Source organism: Romboutsia sp. BSD2780061687b_171204_C1 (assembly GCF_015560225.1).
GTDB lineage: Bacteria > Bacillota > Clostridia > Peptostreptococcales > Peptostreptococcaceae > Romboutsia_C > Romboutsia_C hominis.
Map to the genome: position 1 here is coordinate 57,141 of NZ_JADMRK010000006.1, position 17,750 is coordinate 74,890.

15 protein-coding genes are annotated in these 17,750 nt (G+C 28.7%); 13 read left to right on the top strand and 2 right to left on the bottom strand.

What is annotated here, in order from left to right; genetic code table 11:
• Positions 1–76 precede the first annotated feature (76 nt).
• The gene (locus I2H23_RS11550; RefSeq protein ID WP_092922040.1) at positions 77–421 is read left to right on the top strand and encodes a hypothetical protein; all 345 of its coding nucleotides are present in this window, start codon (positions 77–79) and stop codon (positions 419–421) included.
• 52 nt (positions 422–473) lie between these two features.
• Here I2H23_RS11550 and I2H23_RS11555 read toward each other — a convergent pair whose 3' ends face one another.
• On the bottom strand, positions 474–1,127 hold the full coding sequence (locus I2H23_RS11555; protein ID WP_243248290.1) for a biliverdin-producing heme oxygenase: 654 nt from the start codon (positions 1,125–1,127) through the stop codon (positions 474–476).
• Positions 1,128–1,469: 342 nt separating this feature from the next.
• Here I2H23_RS11555 and purE point away from each other — a divergent pair, with 342 nt between their 5' ends.
• The 9 genes from purE to I2H23_RS11600 all read left to right on the top strand — a co-directional run bounded on the left by purE (position 1,470) and on the right by I2H23_RS11600 (position 14,322).
• A complete protein-coding gene (purE, locus tag I2H23_RS11560; RefSeq protein WP_092922043.1) occupies positions 1,470–1,949 on the top strand; it encodes a 5-(carboxyamino)imidazole ribonucleotide mutase in 480 nt (159 codons plus the stop codon).
• Positions 1,950–1,951: 2 nt separating this feature from the next.
• Positions 1,952–2,647: a phosphoribosylaminoimidazolesuccinocarboxamide synthase gene (gene purC / locus I2H23_RS11565; protein WP_176579624.1), complete on the top strand. Its 696-nt coding sequence runs from the start codon at positions 1,952–1,954 to the stop codon at positions 2,645–2,647.
• Between the two features lie 11 nt (positions 2,648–2,658).
• Complete coding sequence (gene purF, locus I2H23_RS11570; RefSeq protein ID WP_195238502.1) at positions 2,659–4,026, top strand: amidophosphoribosyltransferase; 1,368 nt, start codon at positions 2,659–2,661, stop codon at positions 4,024–4,026.
• A complete protein-coding gene (gene purM / locus I2H23_RS11575; protein WP_166506079.1) occupies positions 4,020–5,090 on the top strand; it encodes a phosphoribosylformylglycinamidine cyclo-ligase in 1,071 nt (356 codons plus the stop codon). Before purF ends, purM begins: the two co-directional genes overlap by 7 nt.
• Positions 5,084–5,677, top strand: a complete 594-nt coding sequence (purN, locus tag I2H23_RS11580) for a phosphoribosylglycinamide formyltransferase (RefSeq protein WP_166506078.1) — start codon at positions 5,084–5,086, stop codon at positions 5,675–5,677. The genes purM and purN overlap by 7 nt, the downstream gene beginning before the upstream one ends.
• Complete coding sequence (purH, locus tag I2H23_RS11585; RefSeq protein ID WP_195581668.1) at positions 5,670–7,202, top strand: bifunctional phosphoribosylaminoimidazolecarboxamide formyltransferase/IMP cyclohydrolase; 1,533 nt, start codon at positions 5,670–5,672, stop codon at positions 7,200–7,202. Before purN ends, purH begins: the two co-directional genes overlap by 8 nt.
• A 10-nt stretch (positions 7,203–7,212) precedes the next feature.
• The gene (purD, locus tag I2H23_RS11590; RefSeq protein ID WP_195238506.1) at positions 7,213–8,484 is read left to right on the top strand and encodes a phosphoribosylamine--glycine ligase; all 1,272 of its coding nucleotides are present in this window, start codon (positions 7,213–7,215) and stop codon (positions 8,482–8,484) included.
• Positions 8,485–8,760: 276 nt separating this feature from the next.
• Complete coding sequence (locus tag I2H23_RS11595) at positions 8,761–12,576, top strand: phosphoribosylformylglycinamidine synthase (RefSeq protein ID WP_195581669.1); 3,816 nt, start codon at positions 8,761–8,763, stop codon at positions 12,574–12,576.
• Positions 12,577–12,951: 375 nt separating this feature from the next.
• Complete coding sequence (locus I2H23_RS11600; RefSeq protein WP_166506074.1) at positions 12,952–14,322, top strand: MATE family efflux transporter; 1,371 nt, start codon at positions 12,952–12,954, stop codon at positions 14,320–14,322.
• 103 nt (positions 14,323–14,425) lie between these two features.
• On the opposite strand, the gene I2H23_RS11605 is transcribed toward I2H23_RS11600, so the two are convergent.
• Entirely contained in the window at positions 14,426–14,701 is a 276-nt protein-coding gene (locus I2H23_RS11605) for a hypothetical protein (RefSeq protein ID WP_092922079.1), read from the bottom strand.
• Positions 14,702–14,980: 279 nt separating this feature from the next.
• Between I2H23_RS11605 and I2H23_RS11610 the strand changes: the two genes are divergently transcribed.
• From I2H23_RS11610 to I2H23_RS11620, 3 genes are all read left to right on the top strand, one after another.
• Positions 14,981–16,771: an HD domain-containing phosphohydrolase gene (locus I2H23_RS11610; RefSeq protein ID WP_243248292.1), complete on the top strand. Its 1,791-nt coding sequence runs from the start codon at positions 14,981–14,983 to the stop codon at positions 16,769–16,771.
• A gap of 72 nt (positions 16,772–16,843) precedes the next feature.
• Positions 16,844–17,107 (top strand): hypothetical protein, encoded by a 264-nt coding sequence (locus tag I2H23_RS11615; protein ID WP_092922082.1) that lies wholly within the window; start codon positions 16,844–16,846, stop codon positions 17,105–17,107.
• A 126-nt stretch (positions 17,108–17,233) separates the two neighbouring features.
• The gene (locus tag I2H23_RS11620) at positions 17,234–17,731 is read left to right on the top strand and encodes a metallophosphoesterase family protein (protein ID WP_166506073.1); all 498 of its coding nucleotides are present in this window, start codon (positions 17,234–17,236) and stop codon (positions 17,729–17,731) included.
• Positions 17,732–17,750: the final 19 nt, after the last annotated feature.

A 17,750-nucleotide genomic window follows, 5' to 3' on the forward strand; every position in this document is an offset into this window, starting at 1 on the left:
AAATATAAATAAATGTTAAACTAAATATAAAAATATCTATGGGGAAAAGTCATATATAAAGGAGGAAAGATTTACTATGTTTGGAATAATAGTAAATATATTTTTAATAATGATGGGGATATATACTATATATTCAACAAATAGAGTAAGAAAGAATGGGGTTATACCATCTTCTAATTTTACGTTTAGTTGCATAGAAAAAATGAAAGATAATGAGGAATATAAAAAATACTACATAAAACTTAATTACACTATAGGATTTTTACTAATAATAGAAGGGATTATATTCACCATAGATAAATATTATAAGCTACCAGAGATGTTAATTCCGATTTTATTATTTTTATGTTTGATTTATATGTTTACTATTACATGGAAAACATTTAGTTTTCTTCCTAGTTATAAGAATAAAAATAGATAAAAATAGATAAAAATATAGCCACTTTTATATATAAAAGTGGCTATATTTTTATTTAAAATCTTAGATATTCTAATTCATTAGATATACTTATATTGAAAACATAAGATAAGCAAACCTCATTTAAGAAATCTTTTTTATCTTCGTCAGCTAATTTTATTAAATTAAGTTTTTGATGGTACATCATGACAAATCCTTTTAAATCTTGTATTTGATCAAATACATAATAATTAAGTCCCTTATTATCAATATTGTATTTAGATTTAACTATTTCGAATATTGTTCTGCCACCAAATAAATCTGCTAAATATCTAGTATATGCATGAGCAACTAATAAATTAGGATTTATCTTAGATAACTCATTTAATCTATTAACAAAGATCTTAGTTGAATCACAAATTTCTATTGAGTTAAATTTATCTCCTAATAAGAACTTAGAATCTTTTAGTAAAGACTCAGCTCTAAAAACTTCGGGAGTTATAAACTCTTTTAAAACTTCATTATCTTCATGCTTTCTTAAATTATCTTCTATAGCTTTATATACAAAGTAAAGGTTGTAGATATACTCACCATATGTTTCAATAGTAGCATTACCGTCTACTAATCTTTTTATGAACCCTGTATTCTCTGCCATATCATGTAATTTTTTTGTGTCACTTTGAATTGTTTTTAGGAAATTCATATCCATAAAATCATCTTCTTTCTTCATAATTTTAATTATCTACTAAATTTATACCTAATAAGTAATAAGCTAAACCAAAATTATAAAAATTTTTATAATATAGACCGAAAAATGTTTAAAAATCAACTAAGTCGTTAGATAAATAAAGTAGAGGGTCTAATGAAAGATAATTTCATATAAAACATAATTTAATTATACATTTATCGAACAATATATAATTAAATTATGTAAATGATAATTAAATATCGAATTTAATTAACAAAAAACAAAATAAATACTTGATTATATGTGAATATTAATGTAAAATTTAAATATAAAGTTCGAATTAAATATATCGTATTTATAATAAAAAAACGGAGGGAATTTAAAATGAAAGTAGCAGTAGTTATGGGTTCCAAATCAGATTATCCTAAATTAGAAGAAGGAATAAATTTATTAGAAAAGTATGATGTAGAAGTAGTAGTTAGAGCTTTATCAGCACACAGAACGCCAAAGCAACTTATGAGTTTCTTAGAAGAAATAGAAGACAATACAGACGTAATAATAGCAGCAGCAGGAAAGGCAGCACATCTACCAGGGGTAATAGCATCTCATACATTAATACCTGTAATAGGTTTACCAATAAAATCATCTACTATGGATGGTTTAGATTCACTTTTATCAATAGTTCAAATGCCTAAGGGAATACCAGTAGCAACTGTGACTATAGACCTAGGGCTCAATGCAGCTTTAATGGCACTTCAAATAATGAGTATAAAATATCCAAAATTAAAAGAAGATTTAAAATTATATAGAGAAGAAATGGAAGCTAAAGTATTAGAAGATGATAAAAATTTTAGGGGGAATTAATTATGTTATTATACGAGGGAAAAGCTAAACAAATATATTCTACAGAAAATGAAAATGAGTACATAGTTCATTACAAGGATGATGCAACTGCATTTAATGGGGAAAAGAAAGCTGAAATATCATCAAAAGGGATATTAAATAATAAAATATCAACAATAATATTTGAAATGTTACACAAAGAACAAATCAAAACACACTTCATAAAAAACTTATCAGAAAGAGAAATGTTAGTCAAAAAAGTAGAAATTTTACCACTAGAAGTTATAGTAAGAAATATAACAGCAGGATCATTTTGTAAGAGATTTGGAATAGAAGAAGGTATAGTTTTAGAAGAACCAATATTTGAGCTATGCTACAAAAATGATGAATATGGTGACCCAATGCTAAATGATGATCATGCAGTAGCAATGAAGTTAGCAACTAGAGAAGAAATAGATTTTATAAGAAAAGAAACTTTAAAAATAAATGAAGTTATGAAAGATTTCTTCTTAAAGATGAATTTAAAGCTAGTAGATTTTAAGTTAGAGTTTGGAAAAGATAGCGAAGGAAATATAATTTTAGCCGATGAAATATCTCCTGACACTTGCAGACTATGGGATGTAAACACTAATGAAAAATTAGATAAAGATAGATTTAGAAGAGATTTAGGAGACCTTGTACAAGGATATGAAGAAGTCCTTGCAAGAATGAGTAATTAGGGGGATATAATATGTGCGGAATAGTAGGTATATATTCAAATAAAGATATATCTAAAGAATTATATTATTCTTTGTACTCTATGCAGCATAGAGGTCAAGAAAGTTGTGGTATAGCAGTAGTTGGCAATGAAAAAATAAACTACAAAAAAGATATGGGATTAGTATCAGATGTGTTCAAGGAAAAAGACTTAGCAGAGTTAAAAGGAAATATGGGAATAGGACATGTAAGATATTCAACTGCTGGTGGAAGTTATATGGCAAACTGCCAGCCATTAGTTGGAAGTTGTAGAAAGAGAAAATTAGCCTTAGCTCATAATGGTAATTTGGTAAATGCAAATTATTTACGAGACATGTTAGAAGAAGATGGATATATGTTTCAAGCGAACTCTGATACGGAGGTAATTTTATACATACTTGCTAGATACTATAAAGGTGATATAGTAGAGAGTTTAAAAATAACAATGGATTATATAAAAGGTGCATATTCACTAGTAATAATGGGTGAAGATGAACTTGTAGCAGTTAGAGACCCTCATGGATTTAGACCATTAATATTAGGTAAGAAAGATGAAAAATTTATATTTGCATCTGAGGATTGTGCGATAGATATAATAGGTGGAGAAGTTATAAGAGATGTAGAGCCAGGAGAAATAATAGTTATAAAAAATGGTGAAATGAAATCTTATTTTTACTCTGAAAATTATAAAACAGTGAAAAGAAGTTGTATATTTGAACACATATACTTTGCTAGAAATGATGCAACTATAGATAATGTAAACGTATATAATTTTAGGATTAAATGTGGAGAAATATTAGCTAAGGATGATAAAGTTAAAGCTGATATAGTTGTCCCAGTTCCAGATTCAGGATGGGCAGGGGCAATAGGATATTCCAATGCTAGTGGGCTACCTGTGAGCGAAGGATTAGTTAAAAATAGATATGTGGGGAGAACATTTATAAAACCTACTCAAGAAGAACGAGAAATTGGAGTAAAGATAAAGCTTAATCCATTATCAAGTGTAGTCAAAGGAAAATCATTAATACTCGTAGATGACTCAGTAGTTAGGGGAACTACTTCAAAGGCAATAGTAAAATCTCTAAAAGATGCAGGAGCAAGTGAGATTCACCTTAGAATAACATCACCCCCAGTTAAGTATTCTTGTTACTATGGAATAGATACACCAAACCGTTCGAAATTAATAGCATCACAAAATGATGTAGAAGGAATTAAAGAATATATAGGATGTGATTCATTAGAATTCTTAGAAATTGAAGGAATGCTAGAGGCAACTGGACAAAAATCTAAATTCTGTAAAGCTTGTTTTGATGGAGATTATCCAGTTAAGAAAATAGATAGGGAGGAATTACTTTCATGTTAACATATAAGCAATCTGGAGTAGATATAGATGAGGGAAATAGAGCAGTAGATCTTATAAAAGGAAAGATAAAATCTACCTATGACAGCAATGTAATAGGAGATTTAGGAAACTTTAGTGGATTATATAGTTTAAAAGATTTTACAACTATGAAAGAACCAGTGTTGCTATCATCTACAGATGGAGTTGGAACAAAATTAAAGCTAGCCCAAATGTTAGATAAACATGATACGGTTGGAATAGATTTAGTTGCAATGTGTGTTAATGACTTAATATGTCAAGGGGCAAAGCCATTATTTTTCTTAGATTATATAGCTACTGGAAAATTAGTTGCAGAGAAAGTAGAACAGATAGTTTCGGGTATAGCAAAAGGATGTAAGATGGCAGGATCTGCACTTATAGGTGGAGAAACAGCTGAAATGCCAGGTATGTATTCTGATGATGAATATGATTTAGCAGGATTCTCAGTTGGAATAGCTGACAAAGAAAAAATAGTATCTGGTAAAAATGTTAAAAATGGAGATGTGCTTATAGGGATATCATCAAGTGGAGTTCATAGCAATGGATATTCTTTTATAAGAAAGATTTTTTTAGATACATATAATTATAAATTAGAACAGTACATAGAAGAATTAGGGATGACTTTAGGAGAGTCACTTTTAACTCCTACTAAAATATATGTAAAGTTAGTTTTAGATTTAATAAATAAATTTGAAATAAAATCTATAGCTCATATAACAGGTGGAGGAGTTATAGAGAATATACCTAGAGTTATACCAAAAGATTTAGGTATAGATATTAAGAAGGATTCATGGGAAAAACCTCCTATATTCAAAATGATAGAAGGATTTAATTCTATAGAAGAAAGAGAACTTCATAAGAGTTTTAATATGGGAATTGGATTAGTGCTAGTTGTAGATAGTGAAAGAGCAAAAGAAGTTGTAAATTATATAAATACTAAAGATCAAGAAATAAATATAGATGAAAAATATAAGGGACTGATGAAAGATAAAGCATATATAATAGGAAACGTTGTAGACACTCATGAAGGAGTAAGTCTATGTTAAACATAGGAGTATTAGTATCTGGTGGAGGGACTAATTTACAATCAATCATTGATGGAACTAAATTTGGAAACATCAAAGGTAATGTTAATGTTGTGATATCAAATAAAGAGAATGCCTATGCTCTACAAAGAGCAAAGCATAATGATATAGATGCTATATATGAAACTAATGAAGATAAGATTATAGAAATATTAAAAAAGTATAAAGTTGACTTAGTAGTTCTAGCAGGATACTTAAAGATAATAAGTCCTAAGTTTGTATCAGAATTTAAAGATAAGATTATAAATATACATCCATCATTAATACCATCATTTTGTGGTGGAGGCTATTATGGAGAAAAGGTGCATCAAGCTGTCATAGATTATGGAGTTAAATTTACAGGCGCAACAGTTCATTTTGTAGATGAGGTTGCGGATAATGGGCCAATAATAATGCAAAAAACAGTTGAAGTTAAGCAAGATGATGATGCTAAAACATTATCTAAAAGAGTATTAGAAGTTGAGCATAAAATATTAAATGAAAGTATAAGGTTGTTCTGCGAAAATAAATTAAGTATTCAGGGTAGGAGAGTGTTTATAAATGAGTAAAAGAGCATTAATAAGTGTGACAGATAAGAGTGGAGTAGTAGAATTTGCTAGAGAGCTAAATAGTCTAGGATATGAAGTTATATCTACAGGTAATACATTTAAAACACTAGTAGAAAATGGAGTAAATTCTATAACTATAGAAGATGTAACAAAATTTCCTGAAATGTTAGACGGAAGAGTTAAAACATTAAATCCATATATACATGGAGGGATACTTTATAAGAGAGATGAAAAATCACATATAGATACAGTAAACGAGTACAATATAGGATCGATAGATTTAGTAGCAGTCAATTTATATGACTTTGAAGGAACATTAAAAGCAGGAAAAAATCATGAACAGATGATAGAGAACATAGATATTGGTGGACCATCTATGATACGTTCAGCAGCTAAAAACTATAAAGATGTAACAATCGTAGTAGATGTAGATGATTACGATATGATAATAGAAAAACTAAAAAATAATGATTTAACTTTAGAAGATAGAAAAAGATTAGCATACAAGGCTTTCTCTACAACGGCTAGATATGATGCACTTATATCAACTTACTTTGCAGAGCAAGTAGGAGATACTTATTCTGAAATATTAAACTTAACATTCCAAAAAGAAGAAACTTTAAGATATGGCGAAAATCCACATCAAAATGGTATTTTATATACTCAACCAAATGCTAAAAATTCAATATTAAATTATGAACAATTAAATGGAAAAGAGCTTTCATTTAACAATATAAATGATTTACATGGATGTTTGGAGGTAATGAGGGAGTTTAAAGATAGTAAAGAAGTTGTTAGTGTAGCTATTAAACATACCAACCCATGTGGAGTAGGAATAGGAAAAGATAGTTTAGAAGCTTATAAAAAATGCTATGAAGCTGATAAAGTATCTATATTTGGTGGAATAGTAGGAATAACTTCTACTGTTGATGCTAAAACTGCAAGGATGATGAATGATATATTTTTAGAAATAGTAGTAGCTTATGATTATACAGACGAAGCATTAGATATATTAAAAGAAAAGAAAAACCTTAGAATTTTAAAGTTAGCTAAAATAGAAAAGAGTTTACAACCATATGATATGAAATACCTTGATGGAAAATTACTAATACAAGATAGAAACAACACTTTAGCACAAAAATGTGAAGTAGTGACAGATGTTAAGCCAAGTGAAAGTCAATTAATAGATATGGAATTTGGTATGAGAGTAGTTAAAAATATGAAGTCAAATGCAATAGCTATAGTTAAAGATGGTCAGACTTTAGCTCTAGGATGTGGTCAAACTTCAAGAATATGGGCATTAAAAAATGCTTTAGAAAATAATAAAGATAAAGATTTCAAAGGAGCAGTCCTTGCATCAGATGCATTCTTCCCATTTAGTGACTGTGTAGAATTAGCACATGAATATGGAATAGATGCAATAGTTCAACCAGGAGGTTCTATGAAAGATCAAGAATCTATAGATGCTTGTAATAAAAATCAAATGACTATGGTGTTTACGGGGATAAGACATTTCAAACACTAGGGGGTAGGCTATGAAGATATTAATTATAGGTGGTGGCGGTAGAGAACACGCTATAGCTTGGAAATTAAGTAAAGAAAAAGGTATAGAAAAAATATACTGCGCTCCAGGAAATGCAGGGATTTCAGATGTGGCAAGGTGTCTAGATATAAACGATAGTGATATAGATAAACTTTTAGCATTTGCTAAAGAAAATAAAATAGATTTAACAATTGTAGGACCAGAAGTCCCCCTTGTAAAAGGAATTGTAGATGAATTTGAAAAGTGTGGACTTAGAATATTTGGACCTAATAAAGAATGTGCTAGGCTTGAAGGAAGTAAAGCTTTTTCTAAAGACTTTATGGTAAGACATAATATACCTACTGCAAAGTATAAAGAGTATATAAATATAGAAGATGCTATAAATGAGATAGACACTTTTGGATATCCAGTAGTAATAAAGGCTGATGGATTAGCTGCTGGAAAAGGTGTTGTTATACCACAGAATAGAGAAGAAGCAATACAGACTTTGCATGAAATGATGAGTGATAAAAAGTTTGGAGAAGCTGGAAATAAAATAGTTGTGGAAGAGTTTCTAAGAGGAATAGAAACATCAATATTAGCTTTTGTAGATAATAATACTATAGTTCCTATGGTAAGTGCAAAAGATCACAAAAAAGTATATAACAATGAAGAAGGCCCTAATACTGGTGGAATGGGAACCTTCTCTCCAAGTGAAATATATACAGATAAAGTAGCTAAGGAAATAGAAAAGGAAGTATTGTTAAAAACCTTAGAAGGATTCAAAAAAGATGGATTAGATTACAAAGGTATATTATTTATAGGTCTTATGATAACTGAAGAAGGGGCAAAAGTTCTTGAGTATAATGTAAGGTTTGGAGATCCAGAAACTCAGTCAGTATTATTTAGACTAGAAACAGATTTAAATAAGATAATGAAAGCTATATTAGATAATAAGCTAAATGAAATAAACATAAATTATAAAAAAGAAGAGGCTGTTTGTGTTATGCTTACATCTGGCGGATACCCAGAAAGCTATGAAAAAGGAAAAGCTATAGAAGGTCTTAATGAATTAGATGATGATATAGTAGTGTTTCATAGCGGGACTAAGTTCACAGATGGAAAGTTAGTAACCAACGGTGGTAGAGTGTTAGGCATAACCTCTAGTGCACCTACTGTAGAAGAGGCAGCAAAAAAAGTTTATGAAAATATTAAAAGGGTAAATTTTGAAGGAATGCACTATAGAAAAGATATAGGAATAATACTGTGCGAAGAATTAAGTTAAAGATATTTTTAAATCATAATAAGATAACTTCTAGTATGTTATATGTGTTAAGTATAACATACTAGAAGTTATTAGATATAATTTAAAAAATCTACAATTATATATTCATATACTTTAGATATTTTAATTAGAGGTTTTATATTTGAATACATGGTAGCTTTAAAAACTAATTCGTTGATAGGTTACTTAAATTTTAAGAACAAATAAGATTTAAATAATGTATTAATGAATTACTCAATGTAGCAAAAATCTAATTTTATAAAAGGGAGATAAGATATGTTAGATACTATAAGTTTAGAGTCAAGTGTTAGAAGAATATTTGTAGAAAAAAGACCAGGATTCGATCTTGAAGCTAAAGCCTTAAAAAAGGATTTAATAGAAAGCTTACATATAGAGGGAATAGAAAATATAAGAATTTTAAATAGATACGATATAGAAGGAATAGACTATGAAGTATATAAAAAAGCAGCTCAAACAGTATTCTCAGAGCCAAACTTAGATATTGTTTATCATGAAACATTAGATGTTACAAATGGTTATGAAACAAAGGAAAGAATATTTGCTATAGAATATTTGCCAGGGCAGTATGATCAAAGAGGGGATTGGGCAAGTCAATGTATTCAAATTGTTAATCAAGGAATAAGGCCAACTATAAATACAGCTAAAGTATATATATTTAGTGGAAATATAAGTGATGAAAACTTTAATAGAATAAAAGAATATTGTATAAATCCTGTAGATAGTAGAGAGGCATCATTAGAAAAGCCAGAGTCATTAAAAATAGAAAGTGAAATACCAACAGAAGTAGAAGTGCTAAATGGATTTATAGAATTAACAATAGATGGATTAAAAGAGTTTTTAAATAGTAATGGATTAGCAATGACATTAGCTGATTTAGAATATATACAAAATTATTTTAGAGATACAGAAAAAAGAAATCCAACCATAACAGAAATAAAAGTATTAGATACATATTGGTCAGATCATTGTAGACATACTACTTTTATGACAGAAATAGAAGATGTAAAAATAGAAGATGGTAAATATACAGATATAGTAAAAGAAGCTTATGATATGTATCTTAATTCTAGAAATAAGGTTTATGTAGATAGACAAAAAGATGTATGTCTAATGGATATAGCGACAATAGCTATGAAAGAATTAAGAAAAGATGGTAAGTTAGAAGATTTAGATGTAAGTGAAGAAATAAATGCTTGTAGCATAAACGTAGATGTTGAGATAGATGGTAAAGTCGAACCATACTTAGTAATGTTTAAAAATGAAACACACAATCATCCAACAGAGATAGAGCCTTTTGGTGGAGCAGCTACATGCTTAGGTGGAGCAATAAGAGACCCATTATCAGGAAGAAGTTATGTATATCAAGCAATGCGTGTTACAGGAAGTGCAGACCCTAGAACTACTTTAGAAAATACACTACCTGGTAAACTTATGCAAAGAAAAATAACTCGTGATGCAGCTCATGGATATAGTTCTTATGGTAATCAAATAGGATTAACAACAGGTCAAGTTGCAGAAGTTTATGATGAGGACTTTGTTGCTAAAAGAATGGAAATAGGTGCAGTTATAGCAGCAGTACCTAAGGAAAATGTAATTAGAGAAATTCCTAAAAGTGGAGATAGAGTAATACTTCTTGGAGGAAAGACAGGAAGAGATGGATGTGGAGGAGCAACTGGCTCATCTAAAGAGCATAGTGAAAAATCTCTAACTACTTGTAGTGCTGAAGTTCAAAAAGGAGATGCTCCAAACGAAAGGAAGATACAAAGGTTCTTTAGAAATAAAGAAGTTGCTCAAATGATAAAAAGATGTAACGATTTTGGAGCTGGCGGAGTTTGTGTTGCCATAGGAGAAGTTGCAGATAGCATAGATATTAATTTAAATTTAGTTCCTAAAAAATATGATGGACTTGATGGCACTGAAATAGCTATATCAGAGTCTCAAGAGCGTATGGCGGTAGTAGTAGAGGCTAAAAACAAAGAGAAATTTATAGAATTAGCAAGAAAAGAAAATTTAGAGGCTACTCATGTAGCTACAGTTACAGACAGTGGATATATGAGAATGTTTTGGAATGACAAAGCTATAGTAAACATAAGTAGAAACTTCTTAGAAACTAATGGAGTTAAGCAAAGTACAAAAGTTCATGTAGATAAGGTAGATGAAGAAAAGCCATACTTTAGAAGTATAAAAAATGAAGAAATTTGTGAGTTAGCAACAGGTGAAGATATAAGTATAAAAGAAAAATTTATAAATCTATTATCTGACTTAAATGTATGTTCACAAAAAGGATTAGTCGAAAGATTTGATAACACAATAGGTTCAAATACAGTATTAATGCCATTTGGAGGAAAGTATCAAGCAACTCCATCTCAAGGTATGGTAGCTAAGATACCTGTACTTTGTGGAGAAACTAATACATCGACTATAATGACTTATGGATATAATCCAAAGATAGGAAAATGGAGTCCATTCCATGGTGCATTATATGCAGTGGTGGAGTCTGTGTGTAAAGTTGTGGCTATTGGGGGTAACTATAGTTCAATTAGGCTTACTTTACAAGAATATTTCGAAAAGCTTGGGGATAACCCAACTAAATGGGGCAAGCCATTTGCAGCACTTTTAGGTGCATATTATGCTCAAAATAGATTAGAAATACCTGCGATAGGCGGAAAAGACAGTATGTCTGGGACATTTAAAGATATAAATGTTCCACCAACATTAGTATCATTTGCTGTTGATACTGTGGATGCAGAAAAGGTAGTATCTTCAGAGTTTAAGAAAAGTAATTCACAAGTTGTTATGTTATGCACAGATAAACTAGAAAATGGTGTGGTTAACTTTGATTTACTAAAGAAAAATTTAAATAAAGTAACAGAACTTATACACAATAAGCAGGTATTATCAACATATGCACTAGGAGATGGTGGAATAAGTGAAGCTATAAGTAAGATGGCATTTGGTAATAAAATAGGATTTAAATTTGAACAAGGAGTTACGAACCTATTTGAAACAGGGTATGGAAATATAATTTTCGAATTATCTCAAAATGATTTAAGTATATTAGGAGGATATAATTATATAGTCCTAGGTACTACAATAGAAGAAGAAAAAATATTTATTGAAAATGAAGAAATATGCTTAGATGAATTATATAAAGCTCATTGTAATACTTTAGAGTCTATATTCCCAACAAAATCAGTAGAAATAAAAGGAAAAGTAGAAACTATAAGTTTTGCTTCTCAAGATAAATGTAAGAAATCTTCTATAACAGTTGTTAAGCCAAGGGTATTTATACCTACATTCCCGGGAACAAACTGTGAATATGATTCAGCTAAGGCATTTGAAAAAGCTGGAGCAGAGACAAATATAGAAGTATTTAGGAACTTAACATATAAAGACATAGAAGAATCTATAGATACTATAGTAAAAGAAATACGAAAGTCTCAGATAATAATGTTACCTGGAGGATTTAGTGCAGGTGATGAACCAGACGGTTCTGGTAAATTTATAGCTACAGTATTTAGAAATGAGAGAGTAAAAGAAGCTGTAAATGAATTTTTAACTAAACAAGATGGATTAATGCTAGGAATATGTAATGGATTCCAAGCTCTTATAAAACTTGGATTAGTGCCATATGGAGAAATAAGGGATACATCAGTAGATGCACCAACACTTACTTACAATGATATAGGAAGGCATCAAGCTAAAGTGGTAAGAACAAGAATAGCATCAAACAAGTCGCCTTGGCTATCAGGAACAGAGATAGGAGATATTCATAGTATAGCAATATCTCATGGAGAAGGTAAATTTGTAGCTAGTGAAGAAGTTATGAAAGAACTAATAGCTAATGGGCAAATAGCTACTCAATATGTAGATTTTGATAACAATCCTACTTATGATATAGAGTTTAATCCAAATGGCTCATTCTATGCAGTAGAAGGAATAACTAGTGCTGATGGAAGAATACTTGGTAAGATGGGTCACTCTGAAAGAGTTGGCAACCATGTAATGAAAAATATATTAGGAGAAAAAGAACAAAGAATATTTGAAAGTGGAGTAAATTACTTTAAATAAAATATAGAAAATAGACTATCTAAGCTTTTAAATAGTCTATTTTTATTTGAATTAAAATGGTTGAATTATACAAAGTAAATATACATAGTATAATGAATTGCTGAATTAGTTTAAATGTGATCAGATATAGAAATTAAAATAAATTAATAAATAATTTATTTTAAATTTGTAAAACCATATATAAACACCATGTTAATATTAGTTAAAAATAAAATTATTACAGTTTGAAAATATTCTATAAATCTATATAACAAGGTGCTATAATTATGCAAGGGAAATTGAAAATTAAAAAATGTTAAAGCTATAGAAATAGACTATAAATAGCCTTATCTGTAGCTATTTATAGTGAAATTAAAGGGGGATAAAAATAAGGAGATGAAAATAGAACAAGTTCTAAATGTGCCAATACATAAAGTATGGGCAAAATTTGTAATTGCATCTGTTATTGGCGTTGTACTAAATACTATCTACACTATGGTAGATGGTATATTTGTAGGCCAGGGAGTTGGAGAGGTAGGTCTTGCAAGTGTTAATATAGTCTGGCCAGCTGTAACTGTTATAGTTGGAACTGGTCTTATGATAGGGATTGGGTCAAGTAGCATAATTGCCATATATATTGGAAAACAAGATAAAGAAAGTGCTCAAAAGTGTTTAGGAATATCTGTAACATCCATAGTATTAATAGGCGCTATAATTATGATTTTAGGGTTTATGTTTAGAGAACCGATACTTAAGATGCTAGGTGCAGAAAAAGATACTATAGAAAATGCAAGAGATTATTATAGTGTAATTTACTTAATAACCATACCATATTTGTTTTCAACAGCGTTAAATCCAATAGTAAGAGCAGATGGTAGACCACAGTTATCAATGATGATGATAGGAATAGGTGCTATTTGTAATATTATATTAGACTGGGTATTTGTTATGAAACTTGGATATGGGGTTAAGGGTGCTGCTATGGCAACTAGCGCCAGTATATTTATATCAACAGTTGTATCATTATACTACTTTGTAAAAGGGAACGCTAATATAAAGATTAAGAAAGAGTATTTAAAAATAGATGTAAGTATATTAAAAGAAATACTTAAAATAGGATTTGTAAGTTTTGCAATACAGTTATCATATGGAATAATATTATTTGTTCAAAATAAAACAATGTACTTATATGGAAATACAGTAGATGTTGCTATATATACAGTTGCAACTTATATTAATTGCTTCTTAGTTAATACTTGCATGGGTATATCACAAGGTCTACAACCTCTTATAGGGTATCATTATGGAGCGAACAAAATAAAAAGAATGAGACAATTACTATATATAACTATTGGGGTATGTGCAATAGGTGGAACATTAGTATATATAGGCATTAACTCATTTGGAAGAGAACTTATACAAATATTTGGAATAAGTAGTGAAAATATAGAATTTGCATATAGCGAAATATTAATATATTGTTTAGGAAGCCCTGTTATAGGTATCATATTTGCGATGAGTGGATATTATCAAGCAATAGGAAAAAATATATATGCTAACATATTGTCAATAGGAAGGGGATTTTTGTTTCAGTTTATATTAACAATGATTTTACCTCCAATAATAGGTGTTAGAGGAGTTTTCTTATCATTACCTTTAGCTGAACTAATTACGTTAACTATACTAGGTATGATTTTAACAATTGAGAAATATAAAAATCACAAGTCATTTAAGTATAAAAATTCAAATTTAGAGCAAATAATGTAGTCATAGTAAATATGATTGAACATTTAAATTTAAAAGAATGATGGTTAACAGACACGAATGTTAAAATATAAAAAAGGAGAGTTTTACTCTCCTTTTTTATATTTTATTTCATCTCTTTAAAGTCTATATGTAAGAACAAATCTTTTACACTATCTACTTGAACATCTGTAATAATGCAATTGTATACTTTGTTATTTAGATTTAGTTGAATATAACCATCATGATTCTTAGAATCTATTAATCTAGTGAAATCTGTTTTATATACTGAAATAGGTATGCTTTTATCTAATTTGTTTCCATATATAACACCTGGAATATAGCCTTTACTTCTTATAGATTTAGTTTTTTCATTTAAATCCCTAACAAATACATTTAACATAGTATCCCCCTTATATTGATAATAATCTTAGGCTTGTTTACCTTTAATTAATACTATTAAGGATATAATATTTTTATTCATAAAATTTAGTATAAAAACAATTAAGAATACCCATTTTTAAATAAGCAATAAGTGATAACATGTTTGGTATAAATGGAGTAAGGAAATATATATAATATAAAATATTTTTATGATCTAATATATTTAATATATGTAGAAATATAAAAATCATTATTTTATAATATTATTTAGGTAGTAATAAGCAGGGGGAGAGGGGTAATGTTATTAAAAACCGAGAAAGAAGATACACAAACTAGTAATAATATAATAATGGATAATATACCATTTCCAATATGGATAAAAAATTTAGATGGAAAATTAATTGCCACGAACAAGGCATTTAAACATATATACAACTTTAGAAATAATGAAGATATAAGTGTAATAAATAACAAATGTTTAGAGTGTAGCAACAATGATATATGTAATGAAGATTTTAAGTCTGTAATTATGACTAAAGAGCCTAAGAATTTTGAAGTGTGCATAAATGGTAAATTTAGTCAGTGTTATGTTACTCCTTATATAAATGAATACGAAGAAATAATAGGTGTAATGGGTATGTTAATAGATATAACACCTTTAAAGGAAGAACAAAGTAAATTAGAAGAGAGAGAAAATATATTAAGAACAATAATAGATACATTGCCACAATACATTTTCTATAAAGATAGAGACAGTAAATATATAGGGTATAACAAAAAATGGAAAGAACATTATGATGCACTAGGAATAGGAAGTATGATAGGAAAGAATGATATTGAAACACAAACTGTATCTGAAGAAGTAGCTAGGGGATTTATGGAAGAAGATAAAGCAATAATAGAAAGTAAAAAGATGAAAGTGGTCGAGCGAAGAATCAACGGTCAAGATGGTAGAGAAATAATAGAAGAAACTATAAAAGTACCTGTGATAGATGAACAAGGTCAAGTATGGGGAATAGTAGGTATATCTAGTGATGTTACTGAAAAAACAGAACTAAAAGAAAAACTAATGAAACTTAGCTTTACAGATAGTTTAACAGGGGTATACAATAGAGCTTGTTTTGAGGAGAAAAAAGAAGAATTAAATAATATCGAACATCTTCCTATAGGAGTTATAATGGGAGATGTTAATGGTTTAAAAGTTATAAATGATACATTTGGTCATCTTGAAGGAGATAGATTATTAAAGGAAATGGCTAAGATATTAAAAAGTGTAACTAGAGAGGAAGACTTCATATTTAGGTGGGGTGGCGATGAATTTGTTATACTTATACCAAATTGTGATGAACAAAAATGTGAAGAAGCGACATCTAAAATAATTGATGAATGTGAAAAAGGTGACTTTAATCTTATTGACATGAGTATTTCTTTAGGATCATCTATAAAAAATTGTTTAGGTGAAGATATTTATACAAATCTCCAAGAAGCAGAAGAAAAGTTATATAGACAAAAGCTTTTAAATTCTAAAAGTGTAAGAAATTCCATAATATTTTCATTAAATAAATCTCTTCAAGAAAAAAATTTAGAAACTGAACAACATACTCAAAGACTAACAAATTATGCAATCAAAATAGGAAAAAGGTTAGGATTTACAACTGTTCAATTAGATGAACTAGAATTAGTAACAAAGTTACATGATATAGGAAAAATAGGTATCAGTGAAGAGATACTCTTAAAAAAAGGAAAATTAACTGAAGATGAATTTAATATAATAAAATCTCATACAGAAAAAGGGTACAGAATACTTCAAACATCAAGTGAACTATCACATGTTGCTATAGGTATTCTCGCACATCATGAAAGATATGATGGTAAAGGGTATCCACTGGGCCTTAGAGGAGAAGAAATTCCTATTATGGCTAGAATAGTAAATATAGTAGATTCTTATGATGCTATGACTAATGATAGAGGATATAATATAGTAAAAAATAAAGAAGATGCTATAAAAGAAATGATGTATTGTAGAGGTACCCAATTTGATCCTAAGATTACAGATATATTTATAGATATAATAAGCAAAGAAAAATAAAAGTATAGTAATACATAAAGTCAAAGATATATATACTTTAACTAAGATTAATATATCTTGGAGGAGTATAAAATGAGAATGTATACAAGAAAAAAAGGCCACAAAAAAGGTTCAGAAAGTAGTGTACCAAATGTACTCGCATTTACAGTAATAAGGAACTTTTTAACAGATAATAGTTATAAGGATATGAGAAAAGAGTATTTTATAAATAACTTAAGCAGCAATCAAGTAAATCAAGCTATGAAGGACATAAAGTGGTTATTTAAGGAATATAAAGGGCTAGATGTAGTTACAATTGAAGATACTTTTGGTGATACAAATAAATTTATATTATGAGTATTTAGATACAAATATTATCAAATAATAATCTAGAGTAAGCTAGTAGATAATTTCTGCTAGCTTATTTTAAAATATACAAAAAAGGTTTATTATATAAGATATAAATACATAGGAGATAATATAATGATTGTTGGAGTTATATCAGATACACATGGACTTTTGAGAAAAGAAGTGTTAGCTAACTTAAAAAATTGTAATCTTATAATTCATGCAGGTGATATAGGAAATATAAAATTACTCAGAGATTTAGAAAATATAGCTAAAGTAAAGGCAGTAAGAGGTAATTGCGATAAAGATATAGAAAGTTTAGATATCAAGGAAAAAGAAATATTAAATGTATTAGGTAAAAAAATATATTTAATACATAATATAAAAGATAAAGATATAGACTTAAAGAATCAGGATTTTGATATCGTTATATATGGTCATTCCCATAAATTATCTATAACTAAAGAAAGAAATACAATATATATAAATCCGGGATCAGTAGGGCCAAAAAGGTTTAAGCTACCTACTACTATGGTAAAATTATATATAGATTCTAACGAGGAAGTTTTAAATATAATAGATAATGAATTAATAAAATTTGAAGATATATATGTAGAAATTATAAATATCTAAAAGTAAATTAAATAAACTA

Coding starts and splice junctions, on each gene's coding strand:
- purD (WP_195238506.1), top strand. CDS start 7,213: ATGAAGATATTAATTATAGGTGGTGGCGGTAGAGAACACGCTATAGCT.
- I2H23_RS11555 (WP_243248290.1), bottom strand. CDS start 1,127: ATGAAGAAAGAAGATGATTTTATGGATATGAATTTCCTAAAAACAATT.
- I2H23_RS11620 (WP_166506073.1), top strand. CDS start 17,234: ATGATTGTTGGAGTTATATCAGATACACATGGACTTTTGAGAAAAGAA.
- purC (WP_176579624.1), top strand. CDS start 1,952: ATGTTATTATACGAGGGAAAAGCTAAACAAATATATTCTACAGAAAAT.
- I2H23_RS11600 (WP_166506074.1), top strand. CDS start 12,952: ATGAAAATAGAACAAGTTCTAAATGTGCCAATACATAAAGTATGGGCA.
- I2H23_RS11550 (WP_092922040.1), top strand. CDS start 77: ATGTTTGGAATAATAGTAAATATATTTTTAATAATGATGGGGATATAT.
- purH (WP_195581668.1), top strand. CDS start 5,670: ATGAGTAAAAGAGCATTAATAAGTGTGACAGATAAGAGTGGAGTAGTA.
- I2H23_RS11605 (WP_092922079.1), bottom strand. CDS start 14,701: ATGTTAAATGTATTTGTTAGGGATTTAAATGAAAAAACTAAATCTATA.
- purM (WP_166506079.1), top strand. CDS start 4,020: ATGTTAACATATAAGCAATCTGGAGTAGATATAGATGAGGGAAATAGA.
- purN (WP_166506078.1), top strand. CDS start 5,084: ATGTTAAACATAGGAGTATTAGTATCTGGTGGAGGGACTAATTTACAA.
- purE (WP_092922043.1), top strand. CDS start 1,470: ATGAAAGTAGCAGTAGTTATGGGTTCCAAATCAGATTATCCTAAATTA.
- purF (WP_195238502.1), top strand. CDS start 2,659: ATGTGCGGAATAGTAGGTATATATTCAAATAAAGATATATCTAAAGAA.
- I2H23_RS11615 (WP_092922082.1), top strand. CDS start 16,844: ATGAGAATGTATACAAGAAAAAAAGGCCACAAAAAAGGTTCAGAAAGT.
- I2H23_RS11610 (WP_243248292.1), top strand. CDS start 14,981: ATGTTATTAAAAACCGAGAAAGAAGATACACAAACTAGTAATAATATA.
- I2H23_RS11595 (WP_195581669.1), top strand. CDS start 8,761: ATGTTAGATACTATAAGTTTAGAGTCAAGTGTTAGAAGAATATTTGTA.